The sequence below is a fragment of the Streptomyces sp. NPDC048603 genome (genome assembly GCF_043199475.1).
Classification (GTDB): domain Bacteria; phylum Actinomycetota; class Actinomycetes; order Streptomycetales; family Streptomycetaceae; genus Streptomyces.
The window spans coordinates 259344-276493 of sequence record NZ_JBICVY010000008.1 but is presented as its reverse complement, the minus strand read 5'-3'; the positions used below and the strand labels follow the sequence as shown (position 1 = coordinate 276493).

At 72.9% G+C, this 17150-nt stretch carries 14 protein-coding genes; 2 read left to right on the top strand and 12 right to left on the bottom strand.

Translation table 11 applies throughout. The features are described from left to right. Positions 1 to 92 precede the first annotated feature (92 nt). The 6 genes from ACGFQ9_RS21620 to ACGFQ9_RS21595 all read right to left on the bottom strand — a co-directional run bounded on the left by ACGFQ9_RS21620 (position 93) and on the right by ACGFQ9_RS21595 (position 6787). Complete coding sequence (locus ACGFQ9_RS21620) at positions 93 to 3671, bottom strand: CDP-glycerol glycerophosphotransferase family protein (protein ID WP_393575715.1); 3579 nt, start codon at positions 3669 to 3671, stop codon at positions 93 to 95. Positions 3672 to 3858: 187 nt separating this feature from the next. Beyond that, positions 3859 to 4233, bottom strand: coding sequence for a hypothetical protein (locus ACGFQ9_RS21615; protein ID WP_393575714.1), 375 nt, complete (start codon positions 4231 to 4233; stop codon positions 3859 to 3861). A 94-nt stretch (positions 4234 to 4327) separates the two neighbouring features. After that, positions 4328 to 4795: a roadblock/LC7 domain-containing protein gene (locus ACGFQ9_RS21610; RefSeq protein WP_393575713.1), complete on the bottom strand. Its 468-nt coding sequence runs from the start codon at positions 4793 to 4795 to the stop codon at positions 4328 to 4330. Next, on the bottom strand, positions 4792 to 5580 hold the full coding sequence (locus tag ACGFQ9_RS21605) for a transcriptional regulator (RefSeq protein WP_393575712.1): 789 nt from the start codon (positions 5578 to 5580) through the stop codon (positions 4792 to 4794). Before ACGFQ9_RS21605 ends, ACGFQ9_RS21610 begins: the two co-directional genes overlap by 4 nt. Continuing rightward, positions 5577 to 6041, bottom strand: coding sequence for a hypothetical protein (locus tag ACGFQ9_RS21600; RefSeq protein ID WP_393575711.1), 465 nt, complete (start codon positions 6039 to 6041; stop codon positions 5577 to 5579). The genes ACGFQ9_RS21605 and ACGFQ9_RS21600 overlap by 4 nt, the downstream gene beginning before the upstream one ends. Before the next feature lie 458 nt (positions 6042 to 6499). Further along, positions 6500 to 6787, bottom strand: a complete 288-nt coding sequence (locus ACGFQ9_RS21595) for a hypothetical protein (protein WP_393575709.1) — start codon at positions 6785 to 6787, stop codon at positions 6500 to 6502. A 180-nt stretch (positions 6788 to 6967) separates the two neighbouring features. Between ACGFQ9_RS21595 and ACGFQ9_RS21590 the strand changes: the two genes are divergently transcribed. Together ACGFQ9_RS21590 and ACGFQ9_RS21585 are read left to right on the top strand one after the other, a co-directional pair. Beyond that, entirely contained in the window at positions 6968 to 8197 is a 1230-nt protein-coding gene (locus tag ACGFQ9_RS21590; RefSeq protein ID WP_393575708.1) for a sensor histidine kinase, read from the top strand. Positions 8198 to 8216: 19 nt separating this feature from the next. After that, positions 8217 to 8885, top strand: a complete 669-nt coding sequence (locus ACGFQ9_RS21585; RefSeq protein ID WP_393575707.1) for a response regulator — start codon at positions 8217 to 8219, stop codon at positions 8883 to 8885. A gap of 33 nt (positions 8886 to 8918) precedes the next feature. Here the strand turns inward: ACGFQ9_RS21585 and ACGFQ9_RS21580 are convergent, their stop codons facing one another. From ACGFQ9_RS21580 to ACGFQ9_RS21555, 6 genes are all read right to left on the bottom strand, one after another. Then, entirely contained in the window at positions 8919 to 9518 is a 600-nt protein-coding gene (locus ACGFQ9_RS21580) for a DUF6461 domain-containing protein (protein ID WP_393575705.1), read from the bottom strand. A gap of 141 nt (positions 9519 to 9659) precedes the next feature. Next, on the bottom strand, positions 9660 to 10259 hold the full coding sequence (locus tag ACGFQ9_RS21575) for a TetR/AcrR family transcriptional regulator (protein WP_393575704.1): 600 nt from the start codon (positions 10257 to 10259) through the stop codon (positions 9660 to 9662). A 40-nt stretch (positions 10260 to 10299) separates the two neighbouring features. Further along, a complete protein-coding gene (locus ACGFQ9_RS21570) occupies positions 10300 to 12318 on the bottom strand; it encodes an APC family permease (RefSeq protein WP_393575702.1) in 2019 nt (672 codons plus the stop codon). Between the two features lie 49 nt (positions 12319 to 12367). Next, positions 12368 to 13957, bottom strand: coding sequence for a helix-turn-helix domain-containing protein (locus ACGFQ9_RS21565; RefSeq protein ID WP_393575701.1), 1590 nt, complete (start codon positions 13955 to 13957; stop codon positions 12368 to 12370). Positions 13958 to 14174: 217 nt separating this feature from the next. Next, positions 14175 to 14630 (bottom strand): (2Fe-2S)-binding protein, encoded by a 456-nt coding sequence (locus tag ACGFQ9_RS21560; protein WP_393575699.1) that lies wholly within the window; start codon positions 14628 to 14630, stop codon positions 14175 to 14177. A 59-nt stretch (positions 14631 to 14689) separates the two neighbouring features. Further along, positions 14690 to 16900, bottom strand: coding sequence for a molybdopterin cofactor-binding domain-containing protein (locus ACGFQ9_RS21555; protein ID WP_393575698.1), 2211 nt, complete (start codon positions 16898 to 16900; stop codon positions 14690 to 14692). Between the last annotated feature and the right edge of the window lie 250 nt (positions 16901 to 17150).

The following is a 17150-nucleotide window of genomic DNA, read 5'->3' as shown; positions in this document are numbered from 1 at the left end:
CCTGCCCGGGAAGCACTCGTCCGGCCCAAAGCCGAACCGAAGCCGAACCGAAGACGGCCCGAAGCCCGGCCGGCGGCCGCCGGCCTCGGCCGCTACTTCGTGCCGAGCATCCGGTCGACGACCCGGGCCGCCGCGTCGCCGCGGTCGAGGTCGGCGAACCCGGCCCGGAAGGCGGCCCGCTTCTCCGCGTACTCCGCGCCCAGCGCGTCCGCGTCGCGCACCGCCGCGATCAGGCTGTCCGAGTCCGCCAGCAGCGGACCGGGGGCCTTCTCCTCGAAGTCGAAGGTGAAGCCGCGCAGGGTGTCCCGGTAGTGCGCCAGGTCGTACGTGAACAGCAGGATCGGCTTGTCGGTGAGCGCGAAGTCGCACAGCACGGACGAGTAGTCGCTGATCAGCACGTCGGCCACGAGCAGCAGGTCGGTGGTGTCGGGCCAGCGCGACACGTCCTTGACGAAGCCGTCCCGGACGGCGTCACGGACCTGCTCGCCGACCCGGTAGTGGCCGCGGACCAGCAGGACGTGGTCCTCGCCCAGCTCCCGCCGGGCGGCGTCCAGGTCGATGCGCAGGTCGAGCTTGTAGCCGCCGCTCCAGCCCTCGCGGTTCTCCCGCCAGGTCGGGGCGTACAGGACGATCTTCTTGCCCTCGGGCACGCCCAGCCGGCGGCGGACCTCGGCGGCCCGCTCCTCGTCGCGTTCGACCAGGACGTCCGTACGGGGGCTGCCGACCTCCAGCACCTCGCCCTTGAAGCCGAGGGCGCGGGTGAGCACCGGGGTGGCGAAGCTGCTCGGCGAGGCGAGCAGCGTCCACTGGGCGCTGTCGTGCTCCAGTGCCTCCAGGACGGCGGGGCTGGTGTAGTAGTCGTGGATGTAGTCGAGACCGATCTGCTTGAGCGGCGTGCCGTGCCAGGTCTGTACGACGGTCTGGCCCTCGCGGCGCTCGAACCAGCGCGGAACGCTGTCGTTGGTGACGAAGTACTTGGCGCGGGCCAGCAGTTCCCAGGCCTCCTGCGAGTACGGGTCCACGGCGCGGGCGGTCTCGGGGACCTCGGCGCAGCCGTCGTTGACCAGCCAGACGTGCTCCAGCTGTGCGCCTCGGCGGACCAGCTCCCGGTGAACGGCCAGCGGGGCGTCGCCCACGCCGTTGCCCTGGAAGGTGGAGTAGACGACCACGTCGCGCAGCGGGGCGGTGCGCAGCTTCGGGTAGGTCTCGTCGCGCATGACGCGCTGGTGGAAGCGGGCGCGGTCGTGCGGGCTGCGCAGCGAGTCGGCCACCACGGCCATGCGGTCGAAGAAGCGGGACTGGACGTGGATCCGGCGGCCGTCGACTCCGGCGGTGACCGGGCCGCCGCCCAGGGCCGGGGCGGTCATCTGCACCGGGGCGCCTCGGTCGACGCCGAGCAGGCCCGCGGTGGTCCCGGCCTGGGAGAGCGGGCGGAGGGTCGGCCACCAGCGGCCCTCGGGCAGGGTGGCACGGCCGGCGTAGTGCTCGGGGAGGACCGGTGTGAAGACCGCCTCGAAGCGGCCGTCGGCGGTGCTGACCGGGTGGCTGTACTCCTCGCCGCGCCAGTTGTGCAGGACGAGCTCGAACTCCTCGCCGGCGTGCGCGGCCGGCTTGTGGAAGGTGCCGCTGAGGGTGATCACACCGTTCTCGGTGCTCGCGCGCTCGACCAGCGGGGGCGAGGGCTGCATGGAGAACTGCAGGTGGCCGACGGCGGTGCGCTTGACGAAGAGGGCGCGGCCGGTGGTGTCGCCGGGAACGGGCAGGACCAGGCCGTGGAAACCGCCACGCTCGTCGTGCGCGAGGTCCAGGCGGGTGCCGTCGGCCTTCTCGACGGCGAGGGACCACGGCTCGGGCGTCCAGTGGCCGGGTCCGGCCTCGCGGTCGGGGACGGCGGCCAGCTCGGCGAGCGGGACCCGCACGGTGAAGGGGGTGTGGCCGTTGCCGGCGAGCGCGCCGGGCGTCAGCGGGAAGGTGGCGACGGTGCCGGTGTGCTGGTGCTCGGCGCGCAGCACGGCTCCGTCGCCGGGGTGGTCGGCGAGTTCGCCGGCCAGCTCGAAGGCGTCGCTGTCGGGGGTACGCGCGTCCAGCACGCGGGCCTTGACGTTCTCCACCTTCAGGGACAGGGCGTTCCCGGCGGTCGAGGCGACGATGCGGACGTCGTTGTCGACCCAGTGGGCCGGCGGGGCCTGGGCGCTGTCGTGGTCGCCGGCCTTGAGGCGGGCCTGGTAGGGGATGGCCACGTCCTTGACGACGATGGAGGCGTTCCAGACGCCGTCCTGCCAGCGGCCGCCCTGCTGGAAGGCGGTCGGGTCGAGCACCGCGGTGAAGCCGGCCCAGTCCGCGTGGCGCAGGGTGAGGTGGGCGTGGGTGGCGCTGACCAGCGGGTCGGCGATGGTGCGGGCACCGACGACGACCTTGCGGCGCTGCCCCTTCTCGCGGAAGACCAGCTTCTTGCGGGAGCGCAGCCGGCTCTCGGCGCCGAGCTGGCCGGGGAAGCCGAAGCCGCGGAGGAGCAGCTTGCCGTCGGCCCACTTGACCGTTTCCAGACCGCTGACCAGGCGGCGCTCGCGGCGGCCGACGGCGAGGAGCGGTGCCGGGACCGGCGGGCGGCCCTGGAGGAAGGGGTAGTCGGCGTGCGGGCGGGCGAGGCCCTTGACCGGGATGCTCCAGGAGAAGTCCTCCTGGTGCTTGAGCAGCGCGATGAAGTCCTCGACGCGTCCCTCGCGGGCGAAGTACGCCTTGAGCCGGTCGCCTACGGCGAGGTCGGCCCAGGGCTGGGTGCCGATCTCGCGGACCAGGCCGCCGACGTCCTTGACGAAGGCCGCGCGGAAGTCGGCTCCGCCCTCGGGTACGTACTTGTAGATCAGCGGGAGTTCCTCGACGAGCACGTTGTGGTCGTACTCGCGCAGGTACTTGGCGTAGACCTGGCCTTCCTTGGCCTTGAGGGAATCCCGGACCAGGCGCACGGAGGTGACGCGGTCGGTGAGGGAGACCGGGTCGGTGGAGCGCTGGGTGATGGAGCGCTCGCCGGTCTCGCGGACCCGCCAGTGGTAGACGACGTCGCTGAGGATGTCGACGTTCTCGGCGAAGTAGTGGGCGGGGATGCTGACCGGGGCGTCCTCGTAGAGGATGCCCTCCGGGTACTGGAAGCCGTGCTTGTCCCAGAAGGTGCGGCGGTAGACCTTGTTCCAGGCGGTGCGGTCGGTGACCAGCGGCGCGAACTTCGAGATGTGGGTCTTCAGACGGGTCTTGGCGAAGGGGACCTTGTGCCCCCAGGACTGGTTCATGCCGACCGAGCGGAAGCGGAGCACGTTGCCCGCGACGAAGTCGGAGCCGGTCCCGTCAAGGCTGTCGATCATCAACTGGTAGGCGTTGTCCGGCATGGTGTCGTCGCTGTCGACGAACGCCAGGTACTCGCTGCCCTCGGATATGTGCCGGGCGCCGACGTTGCGGGCGGCGCCGAGGCCCGCGTTCTCCTGCATGACCAGGCGGAACCGCTTGTCCTTGGCGGCGAAGGCCTTCGCGATGACCGCGCTGGAGTCGGTCGAACCGTCGTCGACCATGACGACCTCGAAATCGCGGAACGTCTGGGCGGCCAGGGACTCCAGGCACTCGTCGAGGTAGAGCTCGACGTTGTACACGGGGACGACGATGCTCAGGCGCGGTGACATGAGGTGAGGGCTCTCCAGCGGGCTTTGTCAGTCAATGATCAGCTAAGTACAACATCTTACGCGGTAACGACTTTGTGAAATCTGGACGTAAGCGGACATATGACTGCAGGTCGGCAAGGCGGGCGGCCAGATTTAAGCCGCCCGCCGCTGGACTGTGACCCACCGGTGACAGCTCCGTTGACGACGGTCAGACCTCGAGGCCCGTTTCGATCTGCCGGAGCTGGTGACGGGCCATCGCGAGGTTGGCCCGGTCCTTGGAGAGGGCCAGGTAGAGGAAGAGGCCCTGGGAGTTTCGCCCCTTGAGGAGCCGGATCAGGTGGTACTGACCACCCAGGGTGATCAGGATGTCCTCGATCTCGTCCTTCAGGTTCAGCAGCTCCATCGTGCGGACCTTGGCGCGCACCACGTCGGTGTTGCCTGCCGCGGCCACGTTGAGGTCGAGGTCCTTTCCGCCGCCGGCCGTGCCGAGGGCCATGCCGCTGCTGTAGTCGACGAGGGCCGCGCCGACCGCGCCGTCGATGGTGGTGATGGCTTCCTTGAGGACGGTTTCCACGTTGGCCATGAGGGTTCTCCGTTTCGGTGACGGTGATGTACGGGGACGGTGATGTACGAGGACTGTGATGCAAATGGACAGTTATGTCCGGGTGTGCGGCGTTTCAGAGCCGCCCGCCGGGACCCCGGCGGGCGAGGGTGGCGTCGATCAGTCCGGCGATGTGCAGGCTGGAGCGGCGGGCCTCCAGGTGGAGCCGGCCGACGTTGGCACGGGGCTCGGCGAGCAGGGTGAGGACGGCCGCCTCGCCCGCGGCGTAGGTGGCGATGTAGCCGTGCTCCCCGCGGACGAGCAGTTCACGGAAGGCGCCCTGCCCGGTGGTGTCCGCCAGTCGCTGGGCGACCCCGAGGGCGGCGGCCGTGAGCGCGGCCACCGCCTCGGCCTCGGTGGTCGCGGAGTCCTGGGCCAGCACCAGGCCGTCGGCGCTGGCGGCGAGGGCCCCGGTGAGCTGGGGGACCCGGGCCCGCAGCCGCCGGAGCTCGGCGAGTATCTCGGTCTCGGCTTCGGCGGGAACCGTCACCGTTCTCCTTTCGGGCTGGCGCCGGTCGGCACGCGGCCGCAGCGGGAGCCTCACAGGCTTGCCTCCAGGGCATCGCGGAGCCGGCGGAGCAGGGCCACGTCCGGGCTCTGCGCCTGGGTGACCCAGTCGGGCAGGGGGGGCGCAACCGGTCGGGGGGCCGGCGCGTGCGGGGTCTCGACCAGTCCGGCCGCGGCGAGCCGCCGTACGTCGAGCAGGGTGTGGAAGGCCGGACGGCCGAGCACCCAGGCCAGCTGGGCGGGTGTGCGGAGGCCGTCCGCCTTGCGGAGCAGGATCCGCTGGCGGGTGGTGACCGTCTGGCCGGGGGCGGCCGGCCGGGGCACCACGGGAGCGGCGTCGAGGGCCGGGTAGGGCCAGACCGCGTCGAGCAGTTCGCGGCGCCGCCGGGTCTCGCGCTCGACGGCCTCGGCGGGGACGGAGCGGACCTGGCCCATCCAGTGGGTGGCGCCGCGCCGGAACCGGGACGGGCCGGAGCCCGGAGAGAGGGCGAAGAACGCCGCGTCGTACATGGCGGCGAGGTGGCATATCTCCAGTTCGCCGTCGGCCAGGCCACCGCTGTCCACGAGGAAGCGGGCCACCTGACGGCGGGCTCCGGCCCGGTCCACGGCCTCCCGCCAGCGTTCCGGGGCGAGTCCGCCGCCGGTGGTCAGCAGCACGTCGAGGCCCGGGGTGGCGGGGCTCTCCGCGTGCACGATGCGCCCGTTCTCGAGGAACAGGGTGCCGCGGTCGCGGAGCAGCGCACCGGTGGCGCGCTCGGCGGCGAGCCGGCTCAGCAGGGGCGATACGACCGCGCAGTCGGCGATCTGGCGGGCGCCGCTCATCTCAGCACCAGCCCTTCGGCGAGATCGCGGAGTCTGAGTCTGGCGAGGGCGAGGTTGCCCTCCGTTCTGTCCAGCCAGAGGTGGAGGAAGACGCTGCTGTCGAAGCTGGTGTTCACGAAACGCAGCACGTGGTACCCGGTCCGGGTGGTGACGATCAGGTCCTCGACCGGCGGCCCGTCCGGCACCGCCGCGCCCTTGGCGGCAGCCGCTCCGCCGTCCGCACCCCGCACGGCGGACATGAAGGTAGGCTCGTCCGCGGGCACACCGGCGGACGCGAAGGATTCGTATTCGGCGGCGGCCCGGGCCAGTTCGGCGGTCTCCGCCGCCGTGGTCTCGTGGTCGCCGACGGGCGACTCCCCCACGGTGCCGAGGGCCAGCCCGCTGCTCCAGTCCACCAGCGCGGCGCCCCGGGCACCGGGCAGGGTCATGGCTTGCAACAGGCATTCATCGATCCCGGGCACGCGGGCTCCCCTCCCGGCCAGATGTTCCGTAGCGCACGGTCGTACGGCGGCGACACAGAGGAACTTACTGAACTTCCGTACTACGGAAGGGGGTTCTGGCATTTTCCAGCGGAACATGCGCGGAAGGTGACTCGGATTGGCCGAATCCGGCTGACGGTGGTCACATCGCGAGCGGAAGATCACCGAATCGACCGCCCATCCTGCCCGGACCGGGGCTCGGGACAGGGCCGCACCTGGGGGAGGAACTCTTGAACAGCAGCCGGACGGTCCTCGCGGCACAGCGCGGGAACTGCCCCGGCTGCACCCACGCACGGACCGGATCCGACCGGTTCGTCATCTGGTGCCCCGAGTGCGACCGGAACGTGCATCCGGGTGCGCCGGAGGACGAGCTTGGCCGGATCGAGCGGGTACGGCGGCGGCTCGCGCACCGGCACGGCGAGCAGCTCTTCCCGAGGTGGTCATCCGCGACCACGCCGGCTGAGCCGGTCGGCGGACGCGGACAGCGCCAGGCCCAGCACGGCCATCACCGCGTACCCGAACACCTCCTGACCGGAGGGCACGAGGAACCGGAGGAAGCCGAACAGGCGGATCCAGCCGAGCCATTCGTGCAGCAGGCCGCTGACGGCGCCGAGGAACAGCAGGAACCCGACGGTGCCGAGGAATCCCTTGTTGGACGAGGAGGAGGACGAGGAGGACGAGGAGGAGGAGGAGGTGGGTCGGGGCGTCGGAGAGCTCGATGAGGTCATGAGCCGACGGTAGGGCGGGCCGGGCCCCCGGGGCGTCGGGCTTCGGGTGGCGGAGCGCGTGACGAAAGGCGGCCGTCAGGGTCCCGGTGGGTCGTACTCAAGTACCGGTGCACGCGTCCGAAGTCTCCGGCACGGGACCCGGGACGCCGGAACGCCCACCCCCGGCATAGATTGCCCGGCATGCGCGCCGATCGCCGGGACCGGGCGGCCGACCTGGGACTGTTCCTGCTCGCCGCCTTCGTCGCGGTGCTCAGCACCCGTGCCGTACCGGCCGGCGAGGAGTACGCCGGGGCCTGGGGGACCGCCGACCAGCTGGTCGGCGCGCTGGGCTGTGCCGCGGTGTTCCTGCGCCGCCGGTGGCCGGTGCAGCTGGCCGTGGTGCTGCTCCTCGGGGGCGGTGTGGCGCACTACCTCACGGGGCCGGCGCTGGTCGCGGTGTTCACGGTGGCCGCGAGCCGCTCCTGGCGGGTGACGGCCTGGGTCACCGCCCTGGCGTTCGCTCCGCTGCCGGTCTTCCTGTGGCGGCTGCCGGGCCTGGCGGAGGACCGGGCGGGTTCGGCCGTGACGTACTTCGTGCTGATCGCCGGGGCGCTCGGCTGGGGGCTGTTCCGGCGGTCCCGGCAGCAGTTGATCGCCTCGCTGCGGGAACGGGCCGAGCTGGCGGAGGCCGACGCGGCGCTGCGGGCGGAGCGGGCACAGCGGACGGCGCGGGAGGAGATCGCCCGCGAGATGCACGACGTACTCGGGCACCGGCTGTCACTGCTGAGCCTGCACGCGGGCGCGCTGGAGTTCAATCCGGGGGCGCCCCGGGCCGAGATCGAGCGGGCGGCGGGGGTGATCCGGGAGTCGGCGCACCTCGCGCTGCAGGACCTGCGCGAGGTCATCGGCGTCCTGCGGTCCCCGCCCGGGGGGTTCGGGAGCCGTCCGCAGCCGGGACTGGCCGATGTGGCCGGGCTGGTGGCGGAGTCCCGGCAGGCCGGGATGCACATCGGCTTCGACGGGCCCCCGGAGCGGGACGGCGGGACGCCGGCCCCGCCGGAGCCCTCGCCGGAGCCCTCGCCGGCCGTCGGCCGGGCGGCGTACCGGATCGTCCAGGAGGCGCTGACGAACGCGCGCAGGCACGCACCCGGGACGCCCGTGCGCCTGACGGTGTCTGGCGGACCGGGGGACGGCCTGACCGTCCGGGTGGCCAACCCGCTGCCCGGCCCGGTGTCCGGTCCGGCTTCCGGTCCGGCTTCCGGTCCGCCGCAGGCCGCGGCCGGTGCGGCGGCCGGTGGCGGCGGTCAGGGGCTGGCCGGGCTGGCGGAGCGCGCCCGGCTGGCCGGCGGCCGGTGCGCGTACGGGGCGGTGGACGGGGAGTTCATGATCTCCGCCTGGCTACCCTGGGAGTCTCCCGCGCCGGGACTGTGAGGACTGTGAGGTACCGCCCGTGATACGGCTGCTGCTGGTCGACGACGACCCGATCGTGCGGGCGGGGCTGCGTCTGATGCTGGGCGGGGCCCCGGACCTGGAGGTCGTCGGTGAGGCGGCCGACGGGAGCGAGGTGCCCGCGCTGGTGGCGGCGAACTCCCCCGCGGTGGTGCTGATGGACATCCGGATGCCCGGCACCGACGGACTGGCCGCGACCCAGTCGCTGCGCGCCCGGCCGGGCGCGCCCGAGGTGATCGTGCTGACCACCTTCAACACCGACGAGCACGTGCTGCGGGCCCTGCGTGCCGGGGCTGCGGGATTCCTGCTGAAGGACACCCCGCCGCAGGAGATCGTCACGGCGGTGCGGAAGGTGGCGGCCGGGGAGCCGGTGCTGTCGCCCGCCATCACCCGGCAGCTGATCGACCAGGTCACGGGCGAGGGACGGGACGGCCGGGAGGAGCGCGCCGAGGCCGCCCGCGCCCGCTTGGCCCTGCTCGGCAGCCGGGAGCGGGACGTGGCGCTCGCCGTGGGACGCGGCAGCCCCAACGCGGAGATCGCCCGCGAGCTGTACCTTTCGCTGCCGACGGTGAAGACCCATGTCTCGCGGATCCTGGCCAAGCTGGACCTGAACAACCGGGTGCAGCTCGCCCTGCTCGTGCACGACGCCGGCGAGTCCGGCACGGACTGACGCGGCCCGGACTGACGCGGCCCGGCGGCCGGGTCAGGCCGCGCCGGTCACGAAGGCCGGCAGGAGCGCCTCCGCGACCAGACGGCGCGGCAGCGAGAGCCCGAAGCGGTGTTCCAGCATGGTCAGGGTGCGCCGGTCGCGTTCCTCACCCGGTTCGTGGTCGGGCCTGGCATCGGTGCCGTCGGGGTGGAGTATGCCCGCGGAGACGAGCTCCGGCAGCAGGAAGTCCGGCTCGTGCCCGCCCCGCCACACCTCCTCGCCCAGTCCGAAGCAGCAGACGACCACGCCGTCACGGGCGTACCAGAACTGCTTGGGCGGGTGATCGGGCTGCGGGTCCAGGTGCACGGCCTCGGTGCCGCCACGGCCTATCTCGGCCAGCAGCTCCGCTCCGGCCGGGGCGCCGTGCTCCACCGCGAAGGACCAGTCGCCCCACGTTCCGACCCGGGCCACGCCGTCCCCGTCCACCGCGTCCATCGCGAGGCTCCAGGCATCCGAGGCACCGAGATCACCCGGGCGTATCCCGGGCACCGCGCCGAGCCGGGCGGCGAGCTCCTCGGGGCCGATGCCCCGGGCGAAGGTCAGTCCCGCGTACCAGTCCGGCCAGTCGGCCAGCCATGCGATGCCGTGCTCCACGGTGCCTCCCGAGGTGCGGTCGGTTCCCCGGCACACCACGATACGTCCCGATGCGATCCGGATCGGGTGCCTGTGGATTACGGTTTCGGCGGCAGCGGATCACGGTTGCGCCGCCGCCGGACCTCCGCGGATCACCGCGGATCACCGTTCCGTCGGGAGCAGCCGCCGCACCATGGAGTCGATCAGCCCGTCGACCGGGTACGGATCGAGCAGCGCGGGCACGGTCAGGTCGTCCACGATCAGCCCCAGCATGGCCAGGTACAGCAGCACCACGCCGGTCCGGTCGCCCGGCAGGCCCGCGTCCAGGTGCCAGGTCACGTTGGCCTCGAGCTCGGCCGCCAGGAAGCCGGCCAGCTCCTCCCCGAGCTCGGGGCGCCGGGTGGCCTCCAGCCGCAGCTCCAGCATCGCGATGTGCACGCTGCGCTCACGCCGCATCCGGGCCAGCAGGTCGCGCAGCAGGTGCGCGGTGTCCAGCGGCCCGGTCAGCACGGACTCGTCGGGCACCAGCCGCTCGCGGGTCCGGTGCAGGATCTGGCCGAGCAGCTGGGCCCGGTTGGCGAAGTAGTTCGAGGCGGTGCCGGTGGGTACGCCCGCCTCCTTGTCCACCGCCCGCAGGGTCAGGCCGCGTGAGCCCTCGCGGGCGAGGACCTCGATGGCGGCGTCGAGCAGCGCGGCACGGCGCTCCGGGTTCTGGCGCACGGCGTCCTCCCCTGGTTCGGATCCGGCATGCGCGTGCGGCATGCGGGTACGGTGTGTGAGTACTGCAAGTGCAGTGCTCAGCTCACGTTAGCCCACCCCCGCCCCACTGCTCCCTTCCGTCCTCTCCCCCACCGTCCCCTTCCCCTCCGTCGACGCGGCCGCGGCCACCGCCTCCGGGCCGGGAGGTCCGCTTCGCCGACTCCAGCAGGTAGGGGACGTCGATCACCGCCACCTCCGGGGTGAACAGCAGCCGGGCCTTGAGCCGCAGCGCGCTCTGGTTGTGCAGGGGCTGCTCCCACCAGCGGCCGACCACGAATTCGGGGATCACCACGGACAGCACGCCTCCGGACTCCCGGGCGGCGAGTTCCTGCAGGTGCGTCAGCACCGGGCGGACCACCTCGCGGTAGGGCGAGTGCAGGATCGTGAGCGGGACGCCGGGATCGTGCGCCGCCCACTGCTCGCGCAGCTCGGCGGCCGCGGCCTCGTCGGCGGCCACGCTCAGCGCCGTCAGGGTGTCCGGACGCAGCGCGCCGGCGAACCCGAGGGCCTTGAGGGTGGGTGCGTGCACGGCGGAGACCAGGACCACGACGTGGTGCCGGGCCGGCCTGCGCGGCTTCACCCCGGGGGCGACCGCCACCTGCCGGGCGACCTGGTCGTAGTGCCGTCGTACGGTCTTCATGCCGAGGAACAGCAGCGGCATGGCGATGACCACCAGCCAGGCGCCGTGGGTGAACTTGGTGATCAGGACGATGACCAGGACCACACAGGTCATGGTGGCGCCGACCGCGTTGATCGCGCGGCTGCGGTGGATCCGGACGCGTTCGCCGGCCGGGGTGGCGGGATCGGCGAGCACCCGGTTCCAGTGCCGCACCATTCCGGACTGGGAGAGCGTGAAGGAGACGAAGACGCCGATGATGTAGAGCTGGATCAGGCGGGTCAGACTGGCGTCGAAGGCGACGATCAGCGTGATGGCGGTGAGGGCCAGCAGCACGATGCCGTTGGAGTAGACGAGCCGGTCGCCGCGGTTGGCGAGCTGGCGCGGCGCGTACCGGTCCCGGGCGAGGATCGACGCGAGCATCGGGAAGCCGTTGAAGGCGGTGTTCGCGGCGAGGATCAGCACCCCGGCGGTGGCCGCCTGGAGCAGGTAGAAGAGGAAGTGCCAGTCCCCGAAGGTGGCGCGGCCGATCTGGGCGAGGGCGGTGGAGGTCGGGGTCCCGGGCGGCAGGCCGAGCTCCGTCGGATCCGCAGCCACGTGCACCTGGTACACCATGGCCAGCGCGGTGATGCCGGAGAACATGGTGACCGACAGCGCCCCCATCGCGGTCAGGGTGGTGGCCGCGTTGCGACTCTTGGGCTTGCGGAAGGCGGGCACCCCGTTGCTGATGGCCTCCACGCCGGTGAGCGCGGTGCAGCCCGAGGCAAAGGCGCGCATCGCGAGCAGCACCACGGCCAGTCCGGTGTAGCTGCCGGTCGGGATGATGGGGAGGTCGGCGGATTCGGCGCGGATGGTCTGGCCGGTGCCGAGGCGGACGGCGGCCACGGCGAACATCACGTAGACGATGAGGACGAACCCGTAGGTGGGGATGGCGAAGACCCGTCCCGACTCGCGCACCCCCCGCAGGTTCATCACCGTCAGCAGCACCACGAAGCCGACGGACAGGCCGACTTCGTGGTCGTCCAGGGCGGGGATCGCGGAGGTGATGGCGTCGACCCCGGAGACGACGGAGACGGCGACGGTGAGGACGTAGTCCACGAGCAGGGCGCTCGCGGCGGTCAGCGCGGCGGACTCGCCGAGGTTCTCCTTGCTGACGACGTACGCCCCGCCGCCGTTGGGGTAGGCGTGGCAGGTCTGCCGGTACGAAGCGACGACGACCAGCAGCAGGAAGACGATCGCGGCCGCCGCATACCAGGCGAGGTGGAGCAGCGCCACCCCGCCGAGGGCGAGGATGATCAGGATCTCCTCGGTGGCGTACGCGACCGAGGAGAGTGGGTCGCTGCAGAAGATCGGCAGGGCGAGCCGTTTGGGGAGCAGGGTCTCGCCCAGCCGGGCGGTGTCGAGCGGTTCACCGACCAGCACGCGTTTCGGGTTGATACGCCTCATTCCGGAATGATCGGCGACGATCAGCCCGTTTCGTCTGACCCCGGGTGGTTCAGCGGGTGTGCCACCCGGTGAGTTCCTCGGCCCGATGGGCCAGCCACAGGTCGTGGCGGGCACTGGGCGACTGCAGCAGGGACCGTTCCAGCAGCATCTCGATCCGGGTGAGCCGTTTGCGTACGCCGGGTACGGAGATGCCGAGCGCGGCCGCCGCCGGGACGAGTTGGGCCTCGTGGCGCAGCCAGGCGCGGACCGTGTCCCGGGCGCCGGGCGGTGCGTCGGGCCCGGTCAGCGGGGCCAGGTGGCGGCGGGCCCAGTCGGCCAGGTCGGGGGCGCGCAGTACGTCGTCCAGCCCTGAGCCGACCGGCCCGGAGTCCCCCGCCGGGAAGCCGCCCGGTGCGGACACGGGACCCGGTGCGGACACGGGACCTGGCGCGGCCACGGGACCCGGCGCGGCCACGGGATGCGATGCGGACCCGGCACCCGGCCTGCCGCCGGCGCCCCCGGGGGTCAGGCGGAGGGCCAGCGACAGCGCCGCCTGGTGCCCGAGCCGCGTGAGGTCCAGCCCGAGGATGTCCTCCACCAGCCGCAGCCGGGTGGCCAGGGTGTTCCGGTGGATCCGCAGCAGCCGGGTGGCGTGCGAGGTGAAATTCAGCCAGGCGTGGGCGGTGGCCCGCAGCTCCTGCGCTCCCGGGTCCTGCGGGCGCCTGGGGGCATACGTGTGCAGCGGCGCGAGCAGGGTTTCGGCCCACCCGGCCCCGGCGGCGTGCGCGGCCAGTTCGAGCTCCGGGCCGGGGCCGAAGCGGGCGTGCCGTTCGGCGCGCCCGCGCGCCACGGCCAGGGCGTGGAACGCCTGGGAGTAGGCCGCGGGGGCGTCCCGCAGCGCGGTCTCCTCGCTGACCCCGGTCACGCAGTCGGGAGCGGCCGCGGCCAGCGCCCCGGCCAGTGGGTCCTGGTCGGCGGAGACCGCCGCCACGTCGGTGGGGACCAGCGCGATGAGATGGCGTACGTACACCGGGCAGCGCACCACCCAGGCCCGCCCGCCGGTCAGTTCCGCGCACAGTCGGCCCACCTCCTCCCGGGTCCCGGTGCGGCACTCGACCACGTACATCCGCATCGGGTCGGGCAGCGACGGGGTGAGGGCCTCGGCGACCTGGTGGGCGGTGGACAGCCGGCCGTTCATCAGCAGGTGCAGCACGGCCTCCCGGGCCCGGGACTCCGCCAGCGCGACCCGCTCCTCGCGCCGTGCGGCCTCCTCGGCCCGGCGGACCAGGGCCAGCGGCACGGCCGCGTCGGCCAGCAGCGCGGACGCGCCCGGCGGATAGGGGCGGGGCAGTACGGCGGCCAGCGCGCCGCGCCCGTCCAGCGCGAACAGCAGGGCGGTGGCCGCCGGGCCGTCGACGACGGCGGAGCTGACCTGGCGGGCGGTCAGCTCGGCGGCGGCCCGGGCGGCCAGCCCGGGTTCCGGCCCGGCCGGCGGGCCGCCGGCCTCCAGGACACCGGTCCAGCCGCCCAGCCGGACGGAGAGCCAGCGCAGCAGGGCGGCCGAGCCGCCGGTGTGGGCGAGCCGGTGCGCCTTGAGGATGTCGTCGGAGCGGTTCCAGGGCTGGATGGCGGGGTCCCTTCGGATGGCGGGACCGGTCATTCAACACCGGGACGCACACTGTGCGCAGTGATACCGGTCTCCTTGAACCACTGGGCAGAACGAATCCTGCAACGGACCGCGGACCGGCCTAGGTTGGTGCCCGGGCGGTCGGGTCCCGGTACTCACGGGGGAGCGCCGGGCCCCGCCCCCGAACACGCCCCCTCACGCGCCCCGGGCACGCCTCGGACGCTGCTCCGAGCGCCCTCCCCGCAGGTCGTCACATACGGGCGGCCGCGCTGCGGATCGCCTCGCGGATGCGGACGTACGTGCCGCAGCGGCATATGTTGGCGATGGCGTCGAGGTCCTCGTCGGTGGGATCGGTGGTCCGCTTCAGCAGGGCGACGGCCGCCATGATCTGGCCGGGCTGGCAGAAACCGCACTGGGCGACGTCCTGTTCCAGCCACGCCTCCTGCACGGGGTGCAGGGTGTCCCCGTCGGCGAGTCCTTCGATGGTGGTCACCTCGCGCCCGGCGCACGCCGACACGGGGACCACACAGGGGCGGATGTCGGCACCGTCGAGGTGGCTGGTGCACGCCTTGCAGACGTCCACCCCGCAGCCGTACTTGGGGCCGCGGATGCCCAGGATGTCCCTCAGCACCCACAGCAGCGGCAGGTCGTCGGGAGCGTCGACGGTGACGTTCCGCCCGTTGACGGTGAAGGTGTGCGAGGGCACGCGGGAACTCCAGGATCTCGGAGGGAGCGGGTGGCGGGTGGGGGTCGGCGGGGCCCGGGTCAGCGCGGGTAGGGAGTGAAGTCGATGTCGAAGTCGAGGGGGAAGCTGCGGGGCCTGGTCCCGGTGGCCCGGGCGTAGGCGTTGGCGATTGCGCCGACGGCGGCGGGCACCCCGAGCTCACCGGCTCCGCCCGGCTCGTCGCCCGTGGCGGGCATCACGATCACCTTGACCTCGCGCGGGGTGTCCTGCTGCCTGGCCCAGTGGAACTGGCTGTAACTGCCTTCCACGGGGAGGCCCTTGTCGATGTGCAGCCCGGCCCGGAGGGTGGTCGAGATGGCGTCGACGAGCCCGCCGGCCATCTGCGCCTCCAGCCCGCGCGGGTTGACCGGCAGGCCCACGTCCACCACGATGACCGCCTTGGTGACGCGGACCCGTTCCCGGTCCCGGGCGTCGATCTCCACCAGGCAGGCGGTGCGGGATTTGTACTCCTCGTGGAAGGCGATGCCCTGGGCGCGGCCGGGCTCCATGGCCCGCCCCCAGTCCCCCTCGGCCGCGGCCCTGTCCAGCACCGCGCGCTGGGCCGCGGTCTTCAGGAACGTGCGGCGGAACCGGTACGGGTCCCGGCCGAGCCGGGCGGCGAGTTCGTCGACCACGATCTCCTCGGCGCCGCGGGTGTTGGCGGAGTACACCGAGCGCCAGGACCCGGTGGGGATGCCGGTGGGCACCTCGGTCAGCGCCTGGGTGGTCAGGCCGAAGTGGTACGGGGACTTCACGGTGGTGAGGAACAGGGTCTGGGCGAGCGTGGCGTTGCCGATGCCCAGCGGGAGGTGCGCGGCGGTGGCGGTGATGATCTCGCCCAGGCCGTGCCGGAAGTCGGTCTCCGCGGCGGCCACCCGGTGCTCGAAGCTGAGCACCTCGCCGAGCGCGTAGGTGGCGCGTATGCGGTGGTGGGTGGCGGGACGCATCCGGCCGTGCCGGGTGTCGTCGACCCGGGTCCACATCAGCCGGACCGGCCGCCCGCACGCCTTCGAGACGCGGGCGGCCTCCAGGGCGCCGTCGAAGAAGAGCCTCCGCCCGAAGGAGCCGCCGGCCTGCACCACGTGGACGGCCACCCGGTCCACGGGCAGGCCCAGTTCGGCGGCGATGGTCTGGCGGGCCACGATCGGCGACTTCAGACCGGACCAGATCTCGGCGCGGTCCGCGCGTACGTCGGCGATCGCGCAGTTGGTCTCCAGCGGGGCGTGGCTGACGAAGGCGAAGTCGAACTCGGCGTCCAGGTAAGGGGTGAGCAGCGGCGGCACGAGCAACGGCGGCGTGGCGGCCCGGAGTTTCGCGCGAATCCCGTCGTCCGAGAGGTGGTCCGCGGGTCCGGGACCCCAGGTCACCTGGAGGGCGGCCCTGGCATCAAGGGCCTGACCGAACGTTTCCGCTACGACGGCGACACCGGTGGGGACCGTGACCACGTGGAGCACGCCCGGCATGGCCCGGACGGCCGCCGTGTTGGCGACCGAGACCACGGTGCCGCCGAGGGTGGGCGGTCGGCGCACCACGCAGGGCTTGGCCCCGGGTACGTCCAGGTCGAGGGTGTACTGCTGGCGGCCGGTGACCATGGCGCGGGCGTCCACCCGGGAGGTGGGCCGGCCGACGAGGGTGTGTTCGGCCGCGGGTTTGGGGGTGGCGCCGAGGACGAGCAGCGCGGGGTCGGCGGCCGCCTCGGCGAGCTCGCCGTAGGAGGCGGTCCGGCCGTCGCCGGCGCGGACGGCGCCGTTCTCGGTGGTCAGGAGGGACGGGGCGAGCCCCCAGCGGGCGGCGGCGGCCGCGACCAGCCGGGCCCGGGCGGTGGCGGCGCACTGCCGGACCGGCCCGTAGAGCGAGCGGATGGAGTTGGAACTTCCGGTGAGCTGGTTGAAGAGCAGTTCGGGGCGGGCGTCGTCGAGTTCCACCCGGACCCGGTCCAGCGGGGTGTCGAGTTCCTCCGCGACGAGCATGGCCACGGCGGTGGTCAGGCCCTGGCCGACCTCCTCGCGGGGCAGCCGGAACCGGATGGTGCCGTCCGCCTCCACGGTCAGAACCAGCAGTCCGGCGGTGGGCGCACCGGCGAGGATGAACAGGTCGCCGAGGTCGATCAGGTCGGCGGGGGCGGGCAGGGTGGGGATGACCGCGTGGGCCTGCTGCGGGGCCAGCGTCTCGGCCCCGGCCCGGGTGGCGACGGCCAGCGTCGGCGCCGCGACCAGGTACGTGAGGAAGGTGCGCCGGCTCTGTCTTGTCATCTGTTCTCCGCCTGTTGTGCCGGCACGTGCGCACGGGGAAGTGACGTGCGAGTATCAGCTGATTACCGCCACGTAGAGTAGCGAGCACGGGGGGTGCGGGGAAGCGGAACGGGCGGAAGTGACGGGGTCCCCCGTTCGGGGTGGTTATTCCGGGAACTCCCCAGGTCCCGGCAGTCGTACAGCTCGCCCGCACGTACGGTGCACCCGTTTCGCAGGGACGTTTTCCGGCCATGGGTCGACCATGGAAGGG

Coding starts and splice junctions, on each gene's coding strand:
- ACGFQ9_RS21620 (WP_393575715.1), bottom strand. CDS start 3,671: ATGTCACCGCGCCTGAGCATCGTCGTCCCCGTGTACAACGTCGAGCTC.
- ACGFQ9_RS21615 (WP_393575714.1), bottom strand. CDS start 4,233: ATGGCCAACGTGGAAACCGTCCTCAAGGAAGCCATCACCACCATCGAC.
- ACGFQ9_RS21605 (WP_393575712.1), bottom strand. CDS start 5,580: ATGAGCGGCGCCCGCCAGATCGCCGACTGCGCGGTCGTATCGCCCCTG.
- ACGFQ9_RS21595 (WP_393575709.1), bottom strand. CDS start 6,787: ATGACCTCATCGAGCTCTCCGACGCCCCGACCCACCTCCTCCTCCTCC.
- ACGFQ9_RS21590 (WP_393575708.1), top strand. CDS start 6,968: ATGCGCGCCGATCGCCGGGACCGGGCGGCCGACCTGGGACTGTTCCTG.
- ACGFQ9_RS21575 (WP_393575704.1), bottom strand. CDS start 10,259: ATGCCGCACGCGCATGCCGGATCCGAACCAGGGGAGGACGCCGTGCGC.
- ACGFQ9_RS21570 (WP_393575702.1), bottom strand. CDS start 12,318: ATGAGGCGTATCAACCCGAAACGCGTGCTGGTCGGTGAACCGCTCGAC.
- ACGFQ9_RS21565 (WP_393575701.1), bottom strand. CDS start 13,957: ATGACCGGTCCCGCCATCCGAAGGGACCCCGCCATCCAGCCCTGGAAC.
- ACGFQ9_RS21555 (WP_393575698.1), bottom strand. CDS start 16,900: ATGACAAGACAGAGCCGGCGCACCTTCCTCACGTACCTGGTCGCGGCG.